This window comes from Parafrankia discariae (assembly GCF_000373365.1).
Lineage (GTDB): Bacteria > Actinomycetota > Actinomycetes > Frankiales > Frankiaceae > Parafrankia > Parafrankia discariae.
In genome coordinates this window covers 58922-80312 of sequence record NZ_KB891285.1, presented here as the reverse complement: position 1 = coordinate 80312, position 21391 = coordinate 58922, and the positions used below count along the sequence as shown (strand labels likewise).

General features: G+C 72.1%; 14 protein-coding genes. 11 read left to right on the top strand and 3 right to left on the bottom strand.

Annotated elements, in window-relative coordinates:
• The first annotated feature begins 252 nt into the window (after window positions 1–252).
• Window positions 253–858 (top strand): dCTP deaminase, encoded by a 606-nt coding sequence (dcd, locus tag B056_RS0133525; RefSeq protein WP_018506211.1) that lies wholly within the window; start codon window positions 253–255, stop codon window positions 856–858.
• 93 nt (window positions 859–951) lie between these two features.
• Here dcd and B056_RS0133520 read toward each other — a convergent pair whose 3' ends face one another.
• Window positions 952–3171 (bottom strand): (Fe-S)-binding protein, encoded by a 2220-nt coding sequence (locus tag B056_RS0133520; protein ID WP_018506210.1) that lies wholly within the window; start codon window positions 3169–3171, stop codon window positions 952–954.
• Window positions 3172–3990: 819 nt separating this feature from the next.
• Between B056_RS0133520 and B056_RS0133515 the strand changes: the two genes are divergently transcribed.
• From B056_RS0133515 to clpB, 6 genes are all read left to right on the top strand, one after another.
• Window positions 3991–5253, top strand: a complete 1263-nt coding sequence (locus tag B056_RS0133515; RefSeq protein WP_035753733.1) for a nuclease-related domain-containing protein — start codon at window positions 3991–3993, stop codon at window positions 5251–5253.
• Between the two features lie 790 nt (window positions 5254–6043).
• Window positions 6044–7882: a molecular chaperone DnaK gene (gene dnaK / locus B056_RS0133505; protein ID WP_018506207.1), complete on the top strand. Its 1839-nt coding sequence runs from the start codon at window positions 6044–6046 to the stop codon at window positions 7880–7882.
• Window positions 7879–8706 (top strand): nucleotide exchange factor GrpE, encoded by an 828-nt coding sequence (gene grpE / locus B056_RS0133500; RefSeq protein ID WP_018506206.1) that lies wholly within the window; start codon window positions 7879–7881, stop codon window positions 8704–8706. Before dnaK ends, grpE begins: the two co-directional genes overlap by 4 nt.
• A gap of 171 nt (window positions 8707–8877) precedes the next feature.
• On the top strand, window positions 8878–10059 hold the full coding sequence (gene dnaJ, locus B056_RS0133495; protein WP_026240456.1) for a molecular chaperone DnaJ: 1182 nt from the start codon (window positions 8878–8880) through the stop codon (window positions 10057–10059).
• Window positions 10056–10679, top strand: a complete 624-nt coding sequence (locus tag B056_RS45185) for a heat shock protein transcriptional repressor HspR (RefSeq protein ID WP_026240455.1) — start codon at window positions 10056–10058, stop codon at window positions 10677–10679. Before dnaJ ends, B056_RS45185 begins: the two co-directional genes overlap by 4 nt.
• A 206-nt stretch (window positions 10680–10885) precedes the next feature.
• The gene (gene clpB, locus B056_RS0133485) at window positions 10886–13498 is read left to right on the top strand and encodes an ATP-dependent chaperone ClpB (protein ID WP_018506203.1); all 2613 of its coding nucleotides are present in this window, start codon (window positions 10886–10888) and stop codon (window positions 13496–13498) included.
• Between the two features lie 122 nt (window positions 13499–13620).
• Here the strand turns inward: clpB and B056_RS0133480 are convergent, their stop codons facing one another.
• Complete coding sequence (locus tag B056_RS0133480; RefSeq protein ID WP_018506202.1) at window positions 13621–14430, bottom strand: hypothetical protein; 810 nt, start codon at window positions 14428–14430, stop codon at window positions 13621–13623.
• 311 nt (window positions 14431–14741) lie between these two features.
• On the opposite strand from B056_RS0133480, the gene B056_RS0133475 reads away from it, so the two are divergent.
• Window positions 14742–15662: a pseudouridine-5'-phosphate glycosidase gene (locus B056_RS0133475; protein ID WP_018506201.1), complete on the top strand. Its 921-nt coding sequence runs from the start codon at window positions 14742–14744 to the stop codon at window positions 15660–15662.
• 21 nt (window positions 15663–15683) lie between these two features.
• On the opposite strand, the gene B056_RS0133470 is transcribed toward B056_RS0133475, so the two are convergent.
• Window positions 15684–16526 carry a hypothetical protein gene (locus B056_RS0133470; protein ID WP_051105811.1) on the bottom strand — a complete coding sequence of 281 codons (843 nt, stop codon included), beginning with the start codon at window positions 16524–16526 and terminating at the stop codon, window positions 15684–15686.
• A 395-nt stretch (window positions 16527–16921) separates the two neighbouring features.
• Here B056_RS0133470 and B056_RS0133465 point away from each other — a divergent pair, with 395 nt between their 5' ends.
• The 3 genes from B056_RS0133465 (at window position 16922) to B056_RS0133455 (ending at window position 21361) form a co-directional block, all read left to right on the top strand.
• Window positions 16922–19213 (top strand): MMPL family transporter, encoded by a 2292-nt coding sequence (locus B056_RS0133465; protein WP_018506199.1) that lies wholly within the window; start codon window positions 16922–16924, stop codon window positions 19211–19213.
• A gap of 153 nt (window positions 19214–19366) precedes the next feature.
• Window positions 19367–19891 carry a PH domain-containing protein gene (locus tag B056_RS0133460; RefSeq protein WP_018506198.1) on the top strand — a complete coding sequence of 175 codons (525 nt, stop codon included), beginning with the start codon at window positions 19367–19369 and terminating at the stop codon, window positions 19889–19891.
• A gap of 30 nt (window positions 19892–19921) precedes the next feature.
• Window positions 19922–21361 carry a PH domain-containing protein gene (locus tag B056_RS0133455; RefSeq protein WP_018506197.1) on the top strand — a complete coding sequence of 480 codons (1440 nt, stop codon included), beginning with the start codon at window positions 19922–19924 and terminating at the stop codon, window positions 21359–21361.
• Window positions 21362–21391: the final 30 nt, after the last annotated feature.

The window sequence follows — 21391 nt, the reverse complement described above, 5'->3', positions numbered from 1 at the left end:
CCGCGCGGTCGTTCCCGCCGCGATCGTTCCCTCGCGGCCGTTCCCTCCGCAGTCAGAGTGTCACCGAAGGCGATGTCCCGTAGGGGCGACCTCGCGCGCGTCCGGGGTGCTCCTACCCGAGGCACCGCGGCTCCCACACCGCGGCGGCGGCGAAATCGCCGCAGTCCGCACATCCCGTCATCGGACGGTCGCGATGATCCACCGGGCTCGTGCCGGCGGGACGTCCGAGCCGCTGCGGTAGCGTCCTCGACCGTGCTGCTGTCCGACCGGGATATCCGGGCCGAGATCACCGCCGGTCGCGTCCGACTCGAACCCTACGACGCTGGGCTGATCCAGCCGTCCAGCGTGGATCTGCGGCTCGACCGCGCGTTCCGGGTGTTCCAGAACCACCGGTACAGCCACATCGACCCGGCGGTGGAGCAGGAGGATCTCACCGAGCTCGTGGCGCCCGAGGGCGACGAGCCGTTCGTCCTGCACCCGGGCGAGTTCGTGCTCGGGTCGACGCTGGAGGTCGTGACGCTGCCGGAGGATCTCGCCGGCCGGCTCGAGGGCAAGTCGAGCCTGGGCCGGCTGGGACTGCTGACCCATTCGACCGCCGGGTTCATCGACCCGGGCTTCTCCGGCCATGTGACGCTGGAGCTGTCGAACGTCGCGACGCTGCCCATCAAGCTGTGGCCGGGGATGAAGATCGGCCAGCTCTGCCTGTTCCGGCTGTCGACGCCGGCCGAGCATCCCTACGGCTCGGCGATCTACGGCTCCCGTTATCAGGGCCAGCGCGGGCCCACGCCGTCCCGGGCCTACCGCGACTTCACCCGGGCGGCGGTTCCGGAGATTCCGAACGGCTCGCCCGGCGCCTGACCGCACACGACGACGGCCGCCCCCGAGTTTCCTCGGGGACGGCCGCGACGGTGTGGCTACCGCCCGATCGGGGCTCGCTACCGGCTCAGCGGCTCAACTGCTCAACGGCTCCGCCGTCGGCGTGGGCGTCGGCGCGACCAGTGACCGGGCGAGCAGCTGCGAGACGTCGAGCACCTCGACGCTCTCCTTCGCTTCGCCGGCGAGCTTCTTCTCGGTGACGGCGTCGGAGAGCATCACGATGCAGAACGGGCAGGCGGTCGAGACCACATCGGGATCGAGGCCGAGGGCCTCCTCCATGCGGTCGACGTTGACCCGCTTGCCGATCTTCTCCTCCATCCACATCCGCGCGCCGCCGGCGCCGCAGCAGAAGCCGCGTTCCTTGCAGCGGTGCATCTCCTGGCCGCGGATACCCGGGATGGCTTCCAGGATCTCCCGGGGCGGGGTGTAGACCTTGTTGTGCCGGCCCAGGAAGCACGGGTCGTGGTAGGTCACCGAGGAGTCGATCGGCGTGATCGGGACGAGCTTGCGTTCCTCGACCAGCTTGCCGAGCAGCTGGGTGTGGTGGACGACCTCGAACGTCCCGCCGAGCGAGGAGTACTCCCGGGCGAGGCTGTTGAAGCAGTGCGGGCAGGTCGCGACGATCTTCTTGACGCCCGTCTCGTTCAGCAGCTCGATGTTGGCCTTCGCCATCTCCTGGTAGAGGTACTCGTTGCCGAGGCGGCGCGCCGGGTCGCCGGTGCAGGACTCCTGGCTGCCGAGGATGGCGAACTCGACACCGGCGGTGTGCAGCAGCTCGGCGAACGAGCGCGCGACCTTCTTGGCCCGGTCCTCGATGGCGCCGGCGCAGCCGACCCAGTAGAGGTACTCGACCTCGTCCGGGATCCGCTCGCCCTCGTCGAGGATGCGCACCTCGAACGGCAGGCCCTCGGTCCACTCGGTGCGCGAGCGCGGCGAGACGCCCCACGGGTTGCCGTTGTTCTCCAGGTTGCGCAGCATCACGCCGGCCTCGGACGGGAACGCCGACTCGATCATGACCTGGTAGCGGCGCATGTCGACGATGTGGTCGACGTGCTCGATGTCCACCGGGCACTGCTCGACGCAGGCCCCGCAGTTGGTGCACGACCACAGGACGTCGGGGTCGATGACCCCGCCCTCCTCGGCGGTGCCGACGAGCGGGCGGTCCACCTGGGGCTGGCCGGGCTCGGGCACCCGGCCGAACCCGGACTCGGGCACGTGGTGCACGGTGTGCTTGCTGGAGCCGTCCTCGGACGCGCCGGTGGCCGCCTTCGTGGTCTCCTCGCCGCCCTCGCCGTCCTCGGCCTTCTTGGGCGCGAGCAGGTAGGGAGCCTTCGCGAAGAGGTGGTCCCGAAGATCCATGATCAGGAGCTTGGGCGACAGCGGCTTGCCGGTGTTCCAGGCCGGGCACTGGCTCTGGCACCGCCCGCACTCGGTGCAGGTGGAGAAGTCGAGCATGGCCTTCCAGGAGAAGTCCTCGACCTTGCCGACCCCGACGATCGGCTCGTCCTCCTCCATCAGCTTCTCGATGTCGGGCGTGGTGCCCAGCGGGCCGAGCGCGACCGGCTCCCGCTTGAGGATGACGTTGATCGGCGCCAGGCCGATGTGCAGGTGCTTGGAGTAGACCACCAGCACCAGGAAGCCCTGGATGATCGCGATGTTGAGGAGCAGGAACACCGTCTCGATGTGCTCGTTGGTGTGTTCCGAGAAGACATCGAGCGGCAGGCTGACCAGCCAGGACGCGAAGGCCCACTTGGTGTCGCCCTGCGGGTGGGTGCCCGCGTTGAACTGGGCGCCACGGGTGATCAGCAGGGTCACGATGACCAGCGTGATCATCCCGAGGATGACCCAGGCCGGGCCGGTGTGGGAGCCGTAGAACCGGGACTTGCGGTCAAGCCGGGCCGGGGCGTTGCGCAGCCGGATGACGGTGAAGGTGACCAGTCCGGCGAGCACGGCGACGGCGAAGAAGTCCTCGAGGAACCCGATGATCGCCCAGTGCCCGAACAGCGGGATGTGGAAGTCGTGGTCGAACAGGGCCCCGTACGCCTCGACGATCGTCAGGCCGAGGACGGTGAAGCCCCAGAAGGTGAAGAAGTGCGCCAGGCCGGGCACCGACCACTTGAGCAGCTTGCGCTGGCCGCCGACCTCACTGATCTCGGTCCAGATCCGGGTCGGCAGGTCGTCGAGCCGGCCCTGCGCCGGTTGACCGGACCTGATCAGCCTGGTCAGCCAGAAGACGCGGCGGCCGGCCACCGCGAGAGCGATCAGCGTGATCGCTAGACCGATCGCGATTCTCACAGGTCCTCCATCTGAGCTATCCGGCCCGTACTGACCGGTACTGACCGGCGACAACCGGTGCCGTCCGGCGACGCGGCGAGCCTACCCGTACCCGCCGGTAACTTCCTGAGCGCGACGGCCGCCCCGCCCTCGACCGTCGGCGCGGAGCGTTCCGCCGCCACCGCGACCCGCGCGACAGCCGTCGGGCCCACTCCGAAGCGCAAGCCTTCCCGTGACCGTACGACCCGCGACGAGCGGAGTGACCAGAGACACGTCACGATCACCGGACGCACACCTAACCCTCTCCGAAAGTCCCACAACGACACCATCCGGGGTGGCTCTCGGCGGCCATCACTTCTGAATCCCCCGTCCCTGCCCCTGGACACCCCCGACCCTGCCACGACGTGGTCCGAGTGGGGCGGGATCGGGTGGCTATTGGGCCGATCTTGCCCCGGGCACCGGCAGTCCTGCTACTTTGAGTGGCAGACAACCGCCCGAACCACGACTCTCCGCACCGTCCGTTCTCATCTGGCCACCCCACGAGCCCCAGGTGGGACCACATGGTCCAATCACCGGGTGGCACGTGTTGTGGCACTCCGCCGGCCGGCGGCCCGTTGCTCGTGGATCATCCAGAGCACTGATGTCAACTCTTGTGATGACCGCGGGGCCCACCGCACCATGGGTGGGTGGCTCCGTCCGCGCGGTCACGGGATCATGCCGTGGCCGGGTCGGGCTGGAGGTTCAGTCGGCCGGCTACAGCGCTGTCGCGACGACGCCCGGCGCGCTCCGGAGAACGGTCTCCAACCACGTTGACGACCCCTGCGATCCATGGTGGGCACGATGGCGACGAGCACCAGGCCGGCGACGCCCCGGGCCGGGCGGCCCGGGTTCTCCCAGCACACGGAATACCTACGCGCACGCGAGAACCAGGCGATGGTCCGACGCGACCGCCTCGCGCGCGAGGTTCCGCGCGCGGCCATCCGCGCCGCGGTGATCGGCATGGGCCTCGGCCTGGTCATCGGGTTCGGGCTCGGGCTGCCCGGCCTCGGTGTGGCCGTCTTCGTGGTCCTGCTCATCGTCTGGCCCGGGGGCATGGCCGTGGCCGCCTTCGGCGCCTCGCCGGACGTCGAGACCCTGCGTGAGGCGGCCGAGGCCGAGCGCAAGACCGCCCGGGCGATCTCCCGGCTCCGCCGGCACGGCTATGTGATCATGCACGACCGCGCTGTCCCCTACTCGCAGGCCACAATCGGGCACCTGCTGGTCGGCCCCGGCGGCGTCATGATCCTCGGCAGCGACACCAACAAGGGCATCGTCCGCTACACCAAGGGCGGCGCCATGGTGGACGGCGAGTCGCTCAAGCCCGCGATCGACAAGACCTCCTGGCTCGGCGGCGAGGTGCGCAACCAGGTCCGGGCCGCCCTGCCCACCACGAAGATCCCGGTCTACCCGGTCCTCGTGATGGTCGAGGCGAGCGTCCTGTGGAGTGACGGCGCGCTGGACGGCGTCACGATCATCAGCGTCAAGGACATCGTCAAGTACGTCCGGAGCAAGCCCGGGCGGCTCAACCCCGGGCAGGTCGGGCAGGTCGTCGCCGCCGCCCAGCGGCTCTTCCCGCCGTACTCCTCCAACCGGCTCGCCGAGCACGTCGTCGTCGACCGCGACCAGTGGCTCACCCTCATGGACGCCCTGCGCACGATCCGCGAACGCGGCGGTGACGCCTCCGAGATGCTCGAGCGCCTGGCCCAGATCGAAGCCGACCTCGGCCGCCAGGCCGACCTCATCGACCGCGCCGGCATGCCCCTCGCCCGGGCCGGCGAGCCGTCCGACGGCCCGCCGCCCACCTCCGGGGCGGACCCGGCGACCGACGCGATCGGCCTGCTCGACGTGGACGGAACCGGCACCGCCAAGTCCCTGGAGGGCCCGTCCCGAGGCCGCCCCGGCGAGGGCCGGCGCGGCCGCATCCTGGCCGCCGTCCGCCAGCCGCGGAGCAACGAGACCATCAGCACCACGAGCCGGCCCCGTGTCGGCAGGGCCCCGACACCGGAAGGCGAGCCGCACCCCACCCCCGGCGACGACCGTCCCCACCCGCCCTCCGGTTCATAGCCCCGCCCTCCAGGCCGTAGCCCCACCCCCCCACAGGCCATAGCCCACCTGGCCGGGCGAGCCCTGTGCCTTCTCCGGGCCGTAGCCCTGCCCTCCGGGCCGGGGTCGTAGCCCGGTCACCCACCCCCGCTCCGACCGCGGGCCGCGGGTTCGTGCTGAGCGAGTTGTGTCAGCGGCGGATGGAGCCGCTGACACAACTCGCTTCGGCGATCACGCGGCCATCCCGGCCACGGGCGCGGGTCGCTGGCCACGTCTCCGCCACGCTGGCCACACCCAGTCCGGGCCCGGGCGCCGCCGCGGGCCTGGGCCCCGGAGACCCGCCGATCCCAGACGGCCGCCACTCCCGGACACCCGCCACTCCCCAGACGGCCGCGATCGCGGATGGCCGCATCGGCCGGGAAGTCTCGGCGGCGTCGATCTCGCGCCAGGAGTGACACCTCGACCACATAAGGTGATTATTGTGGTGTCCGGGCCTCCCAGTCCGCCCGACGGAGCAATATTGAGTGGACAGGACTCAGGTTCGTCTGGTTATCCTAGGAGCGTTCATCCTGAGTCGACCGTACTCAAGTCGGTTCCGGGCGCAGGCGCGGGCGACCGGAGCCGGGTAGAGACGCCACACAGCCACACAGATCCACAGCGAGACGGCCACCCAGCCACACGGCCGGCCACACAGCCACAGCCGCGCACACGACCGACGCTTCGGCGCAGGACGCAGTCCGGGGCTCACACCAACTAGGGCGTCCCGCCGGTCTCCACCAGGCGGGCCAGCATGATCGAGAGGCATACAGACATGGCACGAGCGGTCGGTATCGACCTCGGCACCACGAACTCCGTCGTGAGCGTGCTCGAGGGTGGAGAGCCCACGGTGATCGCCAATGCCGAGGGTTCCCGGACGACTCCGTCAGTCGTGGCCTTCGCGAAGAACGGCGAGGTGCTCGTCGGCGAGGTCGCCAAGCGGCAGGCCGTGACGAACGTCGAGCGGACCATTCGGTCGGTCAAGCGGCACATGGGCACCGACTGGAAGATGAAGGTGGACTCCAAGGAGTTCACCCCCCAGGAGATCAGCGCCCGCATCCTGCAGAAGCTCAAGCGGGACGCCGAGGCCTACCTGGGTGAGTCGGTGTCCGACGCCGTCATCACCGTCCCGGCGTACTTCGACGACGCCCAGCGGCAGGCGACCACGGAGGCCGGCACCATCGCCGGTCTGAACGTCCTGCGCATCGTCAACGAGCCCACCGCGGCGGCGCTGGCCTACGGACTGGACAAGGGCGAGAAGGAGCAGACCATCCTGGTCTTCGACCTCGGTGGCGGCACGTTCGACGTGTCCCTGCTCGAGATCGGCGACGGCGTGGTCGAGGTCAAGTCGACCTCCGGCGACACCCAGCTCGGTGGTGACGACTGGGACCAGCGCATCACCGACCACCTGATCAAGACCTTCAACGGCCAGCACGGTGTCGACCTCGGCAAGGACAAGATGGCGCTGCAGCGCCTGCGTGAGGCCGCCGAGAAGGCCAAGATCGAGCTGTCGCAGTCCACCCAGACCTCGATCAACCTGCCGTACATCACCGCGTCGGCCGAGGGCCCGCTGCACCTGGACGTCTCGCTGTCCCGGGCGGAGCTCCAGCGGATGACGCAGGACCTGATCGACCGCTGCAAGGGCCCGTTCCAGCAGGCCGTCAAGGACGCCGGCATCAAGATCAGCGACGTCGACCACGTCGTGCTCGTCGGTGGTTCGACCCGGATGCCCGCCGTCGTGGACCTCGTCCGCGAGCTGACCGGCGGCAAGGAGCCGAACAAGGGCGTCAACCCGGACGAGGTCGTCGCGGTCGGCGCCTCCCTGCAGGCCGGTGTCCTCAAGGGTGAGGTCAAGGACGTCCTGCTGCTCGACGTCACGCCGCTGTCCCTGGGTATCGAGACCAAGGGCGGCATCATGACCAAGCTGATCGAGCGGAACACGACGATCCCGACGAAGCGCTCGGAGATCTTCACCACCGCCGAGGACAGCCAGCCCTCAGTGCAGATCCAGGTCTTCCAGGGCGAGCGCGAGATGGCGGCCTACAACAAGAAGCTCGGCATGTTCGAGCTGACCGGCCTGCCGCCGGCCCCCCGCGGCATGCCGCAGATCGAGGTCACCTTCGACATCGACGCCAACGGCATCGTGCACGTGTCCGCGAAGGACCTGGGCACCGGCAAGGAGCAGTCGATGACGATCACCGGCGGCTCGGCGCTGCCGAAGGACGACATCAACCGCATGGTGCAGGACGCCGAGCAGTACGCCGAGGAGGACCGCCAGCGCCGCGAGGAGGCCGAGACCCGCAACCGCGCCGAGTCCCTCGTGTACTCGACGGAGCGGTTCCTGGCCGAGAACGGCGACAAGATCGAGGCCGGCGTGAAGTCCGACGTCGAGGAGAAGCTCAGCACGCTGCGCGGCGCGGTCGGCGGCACGGACATCGCCGCGATCCGCGAGGCGGCGGACGATCTGACCAAGGCCAGCCAGGCCATGGGCGAGTCGATGTACGCCCAGGCCGCGGGCGCGCAGGGCGCTCCGGGCGCGCCCGGAGCCGGGGCGGGCCAGGCCGACGACGACGTGGTGGACGCCGAGATCGTCGACGAGGAGGACAAGAAGTGACCTCTGCCCACGGCGAGCACCGGCTGAACGACAGCCGGGCCGGCGGGGACGGCGGCCCGGAGGAGCCCATCGTCAAGGACAGGCGGCGCATCGACCCGGAGACCGGCCAGGTCCGTGGGGGCGCCGCCGGCGCGGCCGCCCCCGGCTCCGAGTCCCCGGCGTCGGCCGGGGCCGACGCCGACTCCGAGCTGGTCGCGTCGCTGCGCGGCCAGCTGGGCGAGCGGACCGCCGACCTGCAACGACTCAAGGCCGAGTTCGACAACTACCGCCGGCGCGCCGCGCGCGAGCGCGACGCCGCCGGCGACCAGGCCGTCTCCAAGCTGCTCGGCGGGCTGCTCGGGGTGCTCGACGACATCGGCCGCGCCCGCGACCACGGTGATCTCGAGGGGCCGTTCAAGGCCATCGCCGAGTCGCTGGAGACCGCGCTCGAGGCCACGGGTCTGGAGCGGTTCGGCACGCCGGGCGAGGTGTTCGACCCGCACCTGCACCACGCCCTGATGCACTCGTACCGGTCGGACGTCGCCGAGACGACCTGTGTGGAGATCTTCCGGGCGGGTTACCGCCGGGGGGACTTCGTGCTCCGGGCCGCGCAGGTCGCGGTCGCGGAACCGTCCGACGACGGCGGTGACCAGCCGTACGACGACGGGCCGGGCGAGGGCATCTCGGATCGGGTGACCGAGGTCGGCCTCGGTGGCGGGCATGACGCCGCCGAGGGTCAGCCGGCCGCCGGCGCGTCTCCCGGAAGGGAGAACGCTCCCCTGCCGGACGACACCGGCAGCGTTCCGGGTCCGGACCGCGGGGGACCGACCGTCAGCGCCGACTGAAGAGATGGCCTACTGAACCATGCCGATGGACCGTTCGCGTGCCTCCCGCCCGGTGCTCCGCGCCGGGCGGGACGGCTCGTTCCGACCTGACCGGCGGCCGGCTGGCCCTCGGCGCCCGGATGCTCCCGATGCCCGCGCGCCGGGCTCTTTCATGACGGAAGGAGGGGCGCCGTGAGTGTTCGCGACATGGTTGAGAAGGACTACTACGCCGCTCTCGGTGTCCCCAAGGACGCGTCCGCGGCCGACATCAAGAAGGCGTACCGCAAGCTCGCCCGGGAGCTGCACCCGGACAAGAACCCCGGGGACGTGAAGGCGGAGGCACGCTTCAAGGAGGTGTCCGAGGCCTACGACGTCCTCTCCGACGAGAACCGGCGCCGGGAGTACGACGAGGCCCGGGCGCTGTTCGCCTCCGGCGCCTACCCGGGTGGCGGTGGGCGCGGCGGCGGCATGGGCGGGTTCGGGGCGCCGGGCGGCTACGGCCCGGGCGCCGGCAACCTGAACCTCGACGACCTGCTCAACGGCAACGGCGGCGGCGGGCTCGGCGGGATCTTCGACAACCTCTTCCAGCGGTCACCGACCGGGCGCGCCCCGCGCCGCGGCACGGACATCGCGGCGGAGGTGACCATCTCGTTCGAGAAGTCGCTGACCGGCCTGGAGGCGACCGTACGGCTGCCCGGGGCCGCCACCTGCGCCACCTGCGTCGGCATCGGGGCCCGCCCGGGGACGTCCCCCCGGACGTGCCCGACCTGCCGGGGCCTCGGTGTGATCTCCCGGTCGCAGGGCGGTTTCGCGCTGTCCGAGCCGTGCCGGGACTGCCTGGGCAAGGGCAGCCTGATCGACCACCCCTGCCCCGACTGCCACGGTACCGGCCGGCGTGAGCGCGAGCAGCGCATCCGCATCCCGGCCGGGGTCAGCGACGGCCAGCGCCTGCGGGTGCGCGGCCGCGGCTCGCCCGGCGAGCGCGGTGGCGCGGCCGGTGACCTGGAGGTCACCGTGCACGTGCAGAGCCATCCCGTGTTCGGGCGGGAGGGCCACAACCTGACGATCAACCTGCCGGTGACGATCACCGAGGCGGCCCTGGGCGCCTCGGTGAAGGTACCGACGGTCGACGGCACCCCGCTGACGGTCAAGGTCCCGGCCGGTACGTCCAGCGGACGGCGGTTGCGGGCCCGCAACCGGGGTGTCCCGCGCCCCGGCGGGGAGAACGGTGACCTCATCGTGACCCTCGAGGTGACCGTGCCCAAGCCGTCCGAGCTCTCGCCGAAGGCGCGCACCGCGCTCCAGGAGTTCGCGCGGGCGCATCCGGAGGACCCTCGTGAATCCCTGATAGCCCAGATGGAGGGACGGGCATGAACGCGCGTCCGAACCGTACGTCCGATCCGCCGCGCGCCGCGGGTGCCGCGGGTGCCCGTGCCGCGGCGGGGGCAGCCGGGCCGGCGGTGGGCGGGGGCGGCCCCGCCGGCATGGCGCCGCCGTCTCCCGGCCGGAGCGGCCCGATGAACGGGAGCGGCGTGGGGAACGACCCCGGCGCCACCTACTACCAGCCGCCCGGCCCCGCCGCCGGTCCGGCGCACGACGACGACGCGCCGGTCTACGTGATCTCGATCGCGGCGCAGCTCGCCGGGATGCATCCCCAGACACTGCGGTCGTACGACCGGCTCGGGCTGGTGACCCCCGGCCGCACGGCGGGTCGCGGCCGCCGCTACTCCGCCCGGGACGTCGCCCTGCTGCGCGAGGTTCAGCGCCTCTCCCAGGAGGAGGGCGTCAACCTCGAGGGCATCCGGCAGATCCTGCACCTCGGCGCCCAGGTGGTCGCGCTGCAGGCGCAGGTCCGTCAGCTGGCGGAGCAGCTCGCCGAGGCCCGGGCCGACGCGGACCGCCGGGTGGCCGAGGCCCACGCCAGCCACCGGCGCGACCTCGTCCCCATCGAGCGGGGCGCGGTCGTCGTCTGGCGACCGGGCCATCGCCGCTGACCCCTGCCCGACATGTCCAGCAAGTTGAGTGGGAATGACTCAGGTATGCTGAGTGTCGTACCTGGTGGACGCGGTTCCGCACGAGATCAGGCAGCGCAGTCTCAGGCAGCGCGGCGGGATCAGACAGCGCGGCGGGATCAGACAGCGCGGGACCGCGTGGCCGAAGGCCGTACGACATCGGATCGCCTCGAGACACAGGGATCGCCATGAACGCTGACCGTCTCACCGCCCGCTCGCAGGAGGCGCTGTCCTCCGCGATCAGCCGTGCCACCGGCGACGGATCGCCGCTCGTCGACCCACTGCACCTGCTGACCGCCCTGCTCGAGGCGCCCGACGGTGTCGGCGCCGCCCTGCTGGAGGCCGTCGGCGCCCCGGCGGCGGACATCCGCTCCCGGGCCGAGGCCGCGGTGGGCCGGCTCCCCCGCGCCGCCGGGGCCAACGTGGCGCCGCCGCAGCTGTCCCGGCAGCTCGTCGCCGTCCTGAACAACGCCGAGCGCCAGGCCGCCCGGCTCGGCGACGAGTACACCTCGGTCGAGCACCTGGTCGTGGCGCTCGCCGAGGAGGGCGGGGAGGCCGCCCGTGTCCTCGCCGGGGCGGGCGCGACCCCGGACGCCCTGCGCGGCGCGTTCGACCGCGTCCGCGGTGGCGCCCGCCGCGTCACCAGCCGGGATCCGGAGGGCGCCTACCGGGCGCTCGAGAAGTACTCCATCGATCTCACCGCCCGCGCCCGCGACGGCAAGCTCGACCCGGTGATCGGCCGCGACACCGAGATCCGCCGGGTCGTGCAGGTGCTCTCCCGGCGGACGAAGAACAACCCCGTCCTGATCGGGGAGCCCGGCGTCGGCAAGACGGCGATCGTCGAGGGGCTCGCGCTGCGGGTGGCCGCGGGCGACGTCCCGGAGTCGCTGCGCGGGCGGCGCATCGTCTCGCTCGACCTCGGCTCGATGGTCGCGGGCTCGAAGCTGCGCGGCGAGTTCGAGGAGCGGCTGACCTCGGTGCTCACCGAGATCCGCGAGGCCGAGGGCCAGATCATCACCTTCATCGACGAGCTGCACACCGTCGTCGGCGCCGGCGCGGCCGAGGGCGCGATGGACGCCGGCAACATGCTCAAGCCGATGCTGGCCCGCGGCGAGCTGCGCATGATCGGCGCGACGACGCTCGACGAGTACCGCACCCGGATCGAGAAGGACCCGGCGCTGGAGCGCCGCTTCCAGCCGGTCATGGTCGGGGAGCCGTCCGTGGAGGACACGATCGGCATCCTGCGTGGGCTCAAGGAGCGTTACGAGGTCCACCACGGGGTGCGGATCACCGACTCGGCGTTGGTGGCCGCGGCCACCCTGTCCGACCGGTACGTCACCGCCCGGTTCCTGCCCGACAAGGCGATCGATCTGGTGGACGAGGCGGCGTCCCGGCTGCGGATGGAGATCGACAGCCGGCCGGTCGCCGTCGACGAGCTCGAGCGGGCCGTGCGCCGCCTCGAGATCGAGGACATGGCCCTGTCGAAGGAGAACGACGACGCCTCCCGCGAGCGGCGCGGTCGGCTGCAGCGCGAGCTGGCGGAGAAGCGCGAGGAGCTCTCCGCGCTGACCGCGCGGTGGCAGCGGGAGAAGAACTCCATCTCCGAGGTCCAGAAGATCAAGGAAGAGCTGGAGAACGCGCGCCGCGCCGCCGAGATGGCCGAGCGCGACCTCGACCTGGCCAAGGCCGGTGAGCTGCGGTACGGCACGATCCCGACGCTGGAGAAGCGGCTGGCCGAGGCGACCGGCGCGCTCGCCGGCTCGGACTCGCCCGGCGGGGCGATGCTCAGTGAGGAGGTCGGCCCCGACGACGTCGCCGAGGTCGTCGCCTCGTGGACGGGCATCCCCGCCGGCCGCATGCTCGAGGGCGAGACGAGCAAGCTGCTGCGCATGGAGGCGGAGCTGCACCGCCGGGTGATCGGCCAGGACGACGCGGTGCGCACCGTGGCGGACGCCGTCCGCCGCGCGCGGGCCGGCATCGCCGACCCGGACCGGCCGACCGGGTCGTTCCTGTTCCTCGGGCCGACGGGTGTCGGCAAGACGGAGCTGGCCAAGGCGCTCGCCGACTTCCTGTTCGACGACGAGCGGGCGGTCGTGCGCATCGACATGAGCGAGTACGCCGAGAAGCACTCGGTGGCGCGGCTGATCGGCGCGCCCCCCGGCTACGTCGGGTTCGAGTCCGGCGGCCAGCTCACCGAGGCGATCCGGCGCCGCCCGTACAACGTGATCCTGCTCGACGAGGTCGAGAAGGCGCACCCGGACGTCTTCGACGTGCTGCTCGCCGTCCTCGACGACGGCCGGCTGACCGACGGCCAGGGCCGCACGGTCGACTTCCGGAACACCATCCTGATCCTGACCTCGAACCTGGGGTCGGCCTACATCGCCGACCCGACGCTGCCCCCGCAGGTCCGCCACGATTCGGTGATGGTCGCCGTGCGCGACGCCTTCAAGCCGGAGTTCCTGAACCGGCTCGACGACGTGCTCGTCTTCGAACAGCTCGGCCGGGGCGACCTGACGAAGATCGTCGACATCCAGCTCGACCGGCTGCGCAAGCGGCTGGCCGACCGCCGGATCACCCTCGAGGTGACCGACGGCGCCAAGGTCTGGCTCGCGGACGCCGGCTTCGACCCGGTGTACGGGGCACGGCCGCTGCGCCGCCTGGTGCAGACCGCGATCGGCGACCAGCTCGCCCGCGAGCTGCTGGCCGGCCAGATCAGGGACGGCGACGAGGTCGTGGTCGACGTGGACGGGCAGCGTTCGGCGTTGAGCGTCCACTCCGCGGCCCGCGCCCAGGCGATCTGAGCGGAAGCGGGGCCGGGACAGCCGGCCAGCCGGGGCCGACCAGCCCCGGCTGGTCGGCCGCCCCCGCCCCCCGCCCCCCGCGCCGGTGCGGGTGCGGGTGCGGGTGCGGGGGGCGGGAGCCGTCACTGGGCGGCGATCTTGCTTTCCACCTGGGCGGTCAGCATGGCGAGCAGCGCCGGATCCGCCGGTTCGAACGGCGTGACCAGGGTGATCGCCCCCTCCACCCGGCCGGTGAAAATCATGACCAGGTCGACGTAGGTGCGGAAGCTCTGCTGCTGCGCGGTGACGAGGTCGATGGTGACCGTGATCCGGCCGGTCGCCCCGGGCGGCGGCGGCACCGTCTCCGTGCCGATCAGGGTGGCCCCGAGCTCGTCGGAGTCGAGCTCGTCGACGAGGGCCCGCCCGTAGCACCCGGCGAAGCGGTCGAGTCTGACGATCTCCCGGTGCCCCGCGACGGTCGCGGTGTCCGCGTAGACCGACGCGAACGAGCGGAGATCCGCCCCGCTGGTGTCGTGGGTGAAGACGGGGCCGTCGGCGTCGCCGGTCGACACGGCGCCGATCTGCGCCTCGGTCGCCCCGGCGCACGTCGCCACCGCACCATCGAAGATCGACGATGGTGCGCTGGTGGCCGAGTCGGGTCCGCTCGCCGGCCGCGGCGGGTCCTCGCTGAAGCCCGCGGTCTCCGGACCGGCGGTGAGCACGAAGTCCGCCGCCGTCAGCGGCGTCGGCGCGGGGGGCGGCGTCCGCCGGCCGCCGGTGCCGTTCGTGCCGTTCGTGCCGCCCCGGTTGACGTCCTCCACACCGATGTCGACCTCGGTCGAGTCGTTACGCCGATCCGCCCCACGGGCCCGGGTGGAGCTCCCGCCGGTACAGGCGGTCGCGACGACGAGCAGCGCCAGCAGGCCGACGCCGGCTCGCAGCGCCGTCGACATCCCGGGAATCGACGGCCGCCGGCCGGAGGCTCCCGCACGCGGTATTTCCGTTGATTTAATCGCTCTCACGACGAGAAGGGTACGTCCGGTCATCGCCGTGGATAACCTTTTAAGACTGTCCATCAAGCGACAAGAAACCCGTGGCTGATTGTCCAGGCAGATCTATCCGTATACAGAGTTTCGTATCGTCCACCGTTGATATCCACCGCGGCGATCCCCCGGGGAGACGCGGGGGATCCTCGGGGACGCGGGCGGGGGCCATCGGGCACCGCCCGGTCGGTGGTCCGCGGCACGACGCCTAGAGTTGACAGATGATCTCACCCGGTCCGGGCCTGGCCGTCTCCGCCGAGGTCTCGGCGGCGCTGACCACCGGTCGGCCGGTGGTCGCCCTGGAGTCGACGCTGATCGCCCACGGCCTGCCACGCCCCCGCAACCGCGCGGTGGCCCTGGAACTGGAGGGGATGCTGCGCGAACGCGGCGTCACCCCCGCGACGGTCGCGGTGATCGACGGCGTGCCCACCATCGGCCTGGACGACGCCACGCTGGGCCGCGTCGCCGACGACCCGGCGGTGGCCAAGGCGTCCGTGCGCGACCTGCCCGCCGCCGCCGCGCTGCGGCGCACCTGCGCCACCACGGTCGCGTCCACGTCGGTGCTGGCCGCTCGGGCCGGGATCCGGGTATTCGCGACCGGCGGGCTCGGCGGCGTGCATCGCGGGGCGGGCGAGTCCTTCGACGAGTCCGCCGACCTGCCGACACTGGCCGGCACCCCGATCACCGTCGTCAGCGCGGGCGTCAAGTCGATCCTGGACGTCGGCGCGACCCTCGAGCGGATGGAGACCCTCGGGATCACGCTGCTGGGCTGGCGAACGTCGGAGTTCCCGGGTTTCTACCTGCCGGGCTCCGGCCACCGCCTGGACTGGCGGGTGGACGACGCCCGGCAGGTGGCCGGGGCCATGGCGGCCCGCGACCGCCTCGGGCTGACGTCCGCGATCGTGGTCGCGAACCCGGTGCCGCACGAGCGGGCGCTCGACCCGGGCCTGCACGACCGGGTGCTCGCCGAGGCGCTGCGCCGCGCCGCGGCGGGCGGGCTGCGCGGGAAGGCCGTCACTCCTTTCCTGCTGGAGACCTTCCACGCCGAGACCGCGGGCGCGAGCCTCGAGGTGAATATCGCCGTAGTACGGAGCAATGTCTCGGTCGCGGCCGAGATCGCAATCGCCTGGGCCGCCGCCTGACCACCCGGGCCAGCCGTGCGCCTACTGGTTCTGGAGCTTTCCGGAAATCTGGTCGGTGATGCGCTGCAGGTGGTCCCCCGACGGGGCGTTGTCGACGTTCGAGTAGTTCACGATCACCTCGACCTGCCCCTCGAAGAAGAACACGTTGTCCAACACCAGGCCGACGGTCTCGCCGCCAGCCGTCACGCCCATGGAGATGCGTAGCAGAGCGTTCGCGCCCGCGGGCGGGGGCGGCGACTCGGCGGCGACGATCTCGACCTTGGCCCCGCTGCCGGAGTCGGCGTCGAACTCGGCCTGTATCGCCCGGCCGAAGCATTCGGCGAAGCGCGGATTCTTCAGGATCTCCAGGTCGGAGGCGACCTTCGCCTCGGACACGATCTCCGCCGAGGACGAGATCGTCACGAGCTCGTCGACGTCGTTGGTGAAGTCCGGGCCGTCGGCGGTGTCCAGATGCTCGTCGCTGAACTGCTCGGCGGGCACTCCGAGGCACTGCGCCACCTGGACCATGGTCAGGTCGTCGGAGTTCGACTCCGGGTCCGCGGGAGAGGCGGTGAACCCGGCCGTGACGGCGCCCTCGGTGAGCACGTAGTCCTCGGCCCGCAGCGCGGGCCCGGCCGAGGTCCGGGACACCACGGGGGCCTGGGACGGGCCGGGCGGCGCGGAGGTCACCGCGGGCACGATGCCCGCCGTGCCGTCCCCGCCGCTCTGGCACGAGGCCACGACCAGCGCGACGGCGGCCAGCGCCAGCCCCCCGCGGCCGGCGGTCGCCGGTCCGCTCCGCCACGTGCGCGAGCGCACCGCCCGGGTCCCCCGCACCCGCTCCGACCGCTCCGACCGCTCCGATCCCGAATTCCGCACGTCCATCGTCGAACCCCCAAGAATGGCGGCCCGAATCGAAAAGTCGGACCGTTAATTCCGCGTCATTGCGGCTGCACACCGCATTGGCGGTCCCGTCAACGATGCCGCATAAATGCGACTGCGGACACCATGATTTCTGTCGTCGTGGGGACAGCCGGCGGCCGGCCGGGAGCTTGGTACCCCCCTTGACATCGCCCGGCCTTCCCGTCGTTCGCGCCACAGCAATCGTTCGCGGCCCGGCGACGACGACACACGACCAGTCGGGCATGCGATTGATCGGACACGGAGCGTTCCATCGGCAGGTGACAGGTGGTTCACGTCGCGCTGGGGTGGGCACCCGACGCTCCGAGCTGGCAGCATCGGAGAGGACACCGGTGGGAGACGGGAGGAGGGCACGCCTGATGGGCCTGCCTCGTTCCGGCGCCGCACTCCGCACGCGGCGGTTCCGCTGGGCGGTCGTCCTGGTGTGGCTGCTGATCGGCGTCGCCATCAGCCCACTCGCGCTCATGCTCACCGACGCCGAGACCAACGACGCCGCCGCCTTCCTCCCCGAGGACGCCGAGTCGACCCGTCTGCTCGAGGCCCAGCGCCGGCTCCCCGGTGGCGACGCCGTGCCGGCGGTGGTCGTCCTGGCCCGCGACAGCGGCCTGACCAGCGAAGATCTGAACGTCGCGACGACGTTGCGCACCGAGCTCGCCGATTTCGCGACGACGACGATCCCGCAGATCATCCCCGCCCCGGATCACCGTGCGGTACTCATCACCATCCCGATGCCGCAGACCACGGACGCCGACCGGTTCACCTCCGACGTCGCCCGCATGCGGACGATCGCCAGACACGCCGCCGCCGCGGAACCCGGCCTGGATTCCGCGGTGACCGGGCCCGCGGGTCTGGTCTCCGACACCTACGACGTGTTCGTGAAGATCGAGGGTGCGCTGCTGATCGTGACCGCGTCGATCGTGGCCGTGATCCTGCTCGTGGTCTACCGAAGTCCGTTCCTGTGGGTCGTGCCGCTGCTGTCCGTCGGCATCGCCGACCAGACCGCGGCCGGTCTGATCTACCTGCTCGCCGAGCACGCCGGGCTCACGGTGAACGGCCAGAGTGCCGGCATGCTGCGGGTGCTCGTCTTCGGCGCCGGCACCGACTACGCCCTGCTGCTCATCTCCCGCTACCGCGAGGAGCTGACCCGGCAAGCCGAGCCGGCCGCGGCGATGCTGGTCGCGCTGCGCCGCGCCGGACCGGCGATCCTGGCCTCGGCGGGCACAGTGATCATCGGCATGCTGTGCCTGCTGCTGGGCGAGCTGAACTCACACCGCGGGCTGGGCCCGGTCTGCGCGATCGGGATCGCGGTCGCGCTGGTCACCATGCTCACGCTGCTGCCGGCGGCGATGGTGGTCGGCGGGCGGCGGCTGTTCTGGCCGTTCGTGCCGCGCCTGAGCCAGCCGGATCTGAACCAATCCGATCCGAACCAGCCGGATCTGGACCAGCCGGATCTGGACCAACCGGAGCGGTCGGTGGAGACCGGCGCGTGGGCGCGCGTCGGCGCCGTGATCGGGCGACGCCCGCGGACGGTCTGGGTCACCACCGCGGCCGTGCTGGGCGCACTCGTCCTCGGCATGCTCGTCCTGCCCGGTGTCCTGCGCCAGGACCAGGCCTTCCGCGACGACGTCGAGTCGGTCCAGGGTCAGCACCTGGCCGAACGGAGCTTCCCACCGGGTGTCACCGCGCCCACGTTCGTGGTGGCGGACAGCGCGCGCGCCGACGCCGTCGCCGAGACGGTCCGCGCGACCCCCGGCGTGGCCGCGGCGGTGGAGAGCGGGCGGACTGCCGAGCTCGTCCAGTTCCTGGTCGTGCTCGACGCGCCGCCGGACAGCCCCGAGTCGTTCCGGGCGGTGCAGCGGCTGCGCACGGCCGTGCACGCGCTGCCCGGGGCCGACGCGCTCGTGGGCGGCAACACCGCCGTCAACCTGGACGTCCGGGACGCGGCCGTGCGGGACCGCGAGCTGATCATCCCGGTCGTGCTCATCGTGGTACTGCTCATCCTCGGGCTGCTGCTGCGTTCCGTCGTGGCGCCACTGCTGCTCATGGGCACGGTCGTGCTGTCGTTCTTCGCCGCGCTCGGCGCGAGCGCGCTGGTCTACCGCTACGTCTTCGACTTCCCCGGCATCGATCCGGCGCTCCCGCTGATCGGCTTCATCTTCCTGGTCGCGCTCGGCGTCGACTACAACATCTTCCTGATGACCCGGGTGAAGGAGGAGACCGAGCACCTCGGGCACGCCGCCGGTATCCGCCGCGGCCTCGCGGTGACCGGCGGGGTCATCACCTCAGCCGGGGTCGTGCTCGCCGCCACGTTCGCCGTTCTGATCATCTTCCCACTGGTGCAACTGGCCGAGACCGGTTTCCTGGTCGCGTTCGGGGTCCTGCTCGACACGCTCGTGGTCCGCTCGGTTCTCGTGCCGGCGCTCGCGCTGGACGTCGGCCCCGTGGTGTGGTGGCCCAGCCGCCCGGAACGCGCCCACCCCGCCAGCCCGCTCGCCGACCCGCTCTCCGACCACGAGGCACCTGGTCTTCCCCTGAGCGCGATGGAGCCCGCGGCCGCGGCCCTCGAGAGCTCCGAGGCAGAAGCCGGGGAAGAGACCGACACCCGCCCGGCGGACGAGGCCGCCGCGAGCCGGCAGGCCACGAACCGATAACCAGGCCGCCACCGCCCACGGGGTGGCACGGTCGGGACGGCACGGTCGGGACGGCACGGTCGGGACGGCACAGCCGCCCGGTGGTGGTTCCGCCGTGGTCGTCACGCCGCGAAACGGCTCAGTGTGCCACGCGCAAGACCTTATGGTTGCCAGATGCACACAGCTCCGGCCGATACCCCTGGCCCGGGGTGGAGCTCCCATTCCTGGCGGATCGACCCCGGCGGCTGGCGGGGGCTGTCACCGCAGCTGCGCCGCCTGCGCCGCCTGCTGCTGCTGGTCGGTGCCGTCCCGGTGATCGGGCTGGCCAGCCTGATCGGCGGGGCGTTCCTGGGGCTGCCGGGGCTTGTCGTCGGGGTCGTGCCGACCGCGGCCACCGTGTGGGGCTGGCGCTCGATCGGCCGGGCCTGGAGCGCCTGGCGCTATGCCGAGCGCGAGGACGATCTCCTGATCAGCCACGGGACCTTCGTCCGCAGGCTGGTGGTCGTCCCCTACGGCCGCATGCAGCTGGTGGACGTCACCGCCGGCCCGCTGGCGCAGCGGTTCGGCATCGCGCAGGTCCGGCTGCACACCGCCGCGGCCACCACGGACGCCGTGATCCCCGGGCTGTCACCGCGCGAGGCGGCCCGGCTGCGGGATTCGCTGACCGAGCGCGGCGAGGCCCAGGCGGCCGTCCTTTGACCAGGAACGTCCGGTGAGCGGGAGTGTCCGGTGAGCGGGGCGGGGCCGGACGGCCGAGCGGGGCCGGACGACGCGGTGGAGCCGGACGACGGCTACCACCATCTCCATCCGCTCACGCCGCTGCTGCGCGGCTGGCTGCTGGTGGCGGCGGTCGCCGTCAGCATCCTGAAGAACTTCGCCGAGGAGCTGACGGTTCGCAGCGTCACCCTCACCCTCTCCGCGCTGCTGCCGACGGCCTCGGCCTACGGCTACTGCGCCTGGCGGTTCACCCGCTACCGGGTCGAAGCCGAGGACCTGCGGCTGGAGACCGGCCTGCTGATCAAGCGTATCCGGCACGTCCGACTCGACCGCATCCAGTCGGTGGACGTCGCCCAGCCTTTGATCGCCCGGGTGACCGGGCTCGCCGTGCTGCGGCTGGACCTCGCCGGCACCCACGACGGGGACGCGGAGGAATCCGGCACCAGCCTCAGCTACCTCTCGCTCGAACACGCGAGGCTGCTGCGGGCGGAGCTGCTCGCCCGCGCCGCCGGTGTGGCACCCGGAGCCGGGGAGGCGCCCGAGCGCCCGCTCGTGTACGTCCCGCCGCTGCGCCTGGCCGGCGCGATCGCTCTCTCCCCCGCACCGTGGCTGGCGCTCGGCGCGGCCTTCATCCTGGTCACCCCGGCGTTGCTGACCGGTACCTTCGCCGGGTTCATCGCGGTCGCGCCCGCGCTGGTCGGAGTGTGGCGGACGACCCTGGACCGCTTCGCGACCAACTTCCGGTTCACGGTGTCGGAGTCGCCGGACGGCCTGCGCATCCGCAGCGGGCTGCTCGACCGCGCCCATCACACCGTCCCGCACGGCCGGGTCCAGGCGGTGAGCCTGCGCGGCTCACCGCTGTGGCGCTGGCTCGGCTGGGTGGAGCTCCAGATCAACGTCGCCGGGGACGCCCGGAGCATGCTGCTGCCCGTCGCCCCGCGCGGGCAGGCCGTGAGCGTGATCGAACGGCTCCTGCCGGCCGTCGACGTCGACGACGTGGCGCTGCTGCGCCCGCCGGGCCGGGCCCGGCTGATCGCGCCCGTCCGGTGGCGCCGGATGCGCTGCGGCGCGGACGACCGCGTGTTCGTCGTCCGCGGCGGAGTGCTGTGGCAGCGGACCGACATCATCCCGCACGGCAAGGTACAGAGCATCCGGCTCGTGCAGCACCCGGTTCATCGCCTGCTGCGCCTGGCGGACGTCCACCTCGACTGCGCGGGCGGGCCGGTGCGGATCCACGCCCGGCTGCTGGACGTCCGCCAGGCGCACGCGATCGTGGCCGCGCAGGCCGAACGCTCCCGGCTCAGTCGGGTCACCGCCGTGCCGATCCCGACCGGCTCGCCGGCCTGGACGCCGCTGCGCCCGTTGTCCGGGGCGCGTGACCTGCCCGAAGCTCGCGACCTACCCCGAGTGCACGGCCTGCCCGGGGCACGCGACCCTGACGCGGTGCACTGAGCCCAGGACCGGGCGCCCCGGCCGGGTGCC

What these genes read in the sequence shown, in the direction of transcription:
- B056_RS0133515 (WP_035753733.1), top strand. Translation starts at nt 3,991, where the DNA reads ATGGCGACGAGCACCAGGCCGGCGACGCCCCGGGCCGGGCGGCCCGGG.
- dnaK (WP_018506207.1), top strand. Translation starts at nt 6,044, where the DNA reads ATGGCACGAGCGGTCGGTATCGACCTCGGCACCACGAACTCCGTCGTG.
- B056_RS45185 (WP_026240455.1), top strand. Translation starts at nt 10,056, where the DNA reads ATGAACGCGCGTCCGAACCGTACGTCCGATCCGCCGCGCGCCGCGGGT.
- clpB (WP_018506203.1), top strand. Translation starts at nt 10,886, where the DNA reads ATGAACGCTGACCGTCTCACCGCCCGCTCGCAGGAGGCGCTGTCCTCC.
- B056_RS0133480 (WP_018506202.1), bottom strand. Translation starts at nt 14,430, where the DNA reads ATGTCGACGGCGCTGCGAGCCGGCGTCGGCCTGCTGGCGCTGCTCGTC.
- B056_RS0133475 (WP_018506201.1), top strand. Translation starts at nt 14,742, where the DNA reads ATGATCTCACCCGGTCCGGGCCTGGCCGTCTCCGCCGAGGTCTCGGCG.
- B056_RS0133470 (WP_051105811.1), bottom strand. Translation starts at nt 16,526, where the DNA reads ATGGACGTGCGGAATTCGGGATCGGAGCGGTCGGAGCGGTCGGAGCGG.
- B056_RS0133465 (WP_018506199.1), top strand. Translation starts at nt 16,922, where the DNA reads ATGGGCCTGCCTCGTTCCGGCGCCGCACTCCGCACGCGGCGGTTCCGC.
- B056_RS0133460 (WP_018506198.1), top strand. Translation starts at nt 19,367, where the DNA reads ATGCACACAGCTCCGGCCGATACCCCTGGCCCGGGGTGGAGCTCCCAT.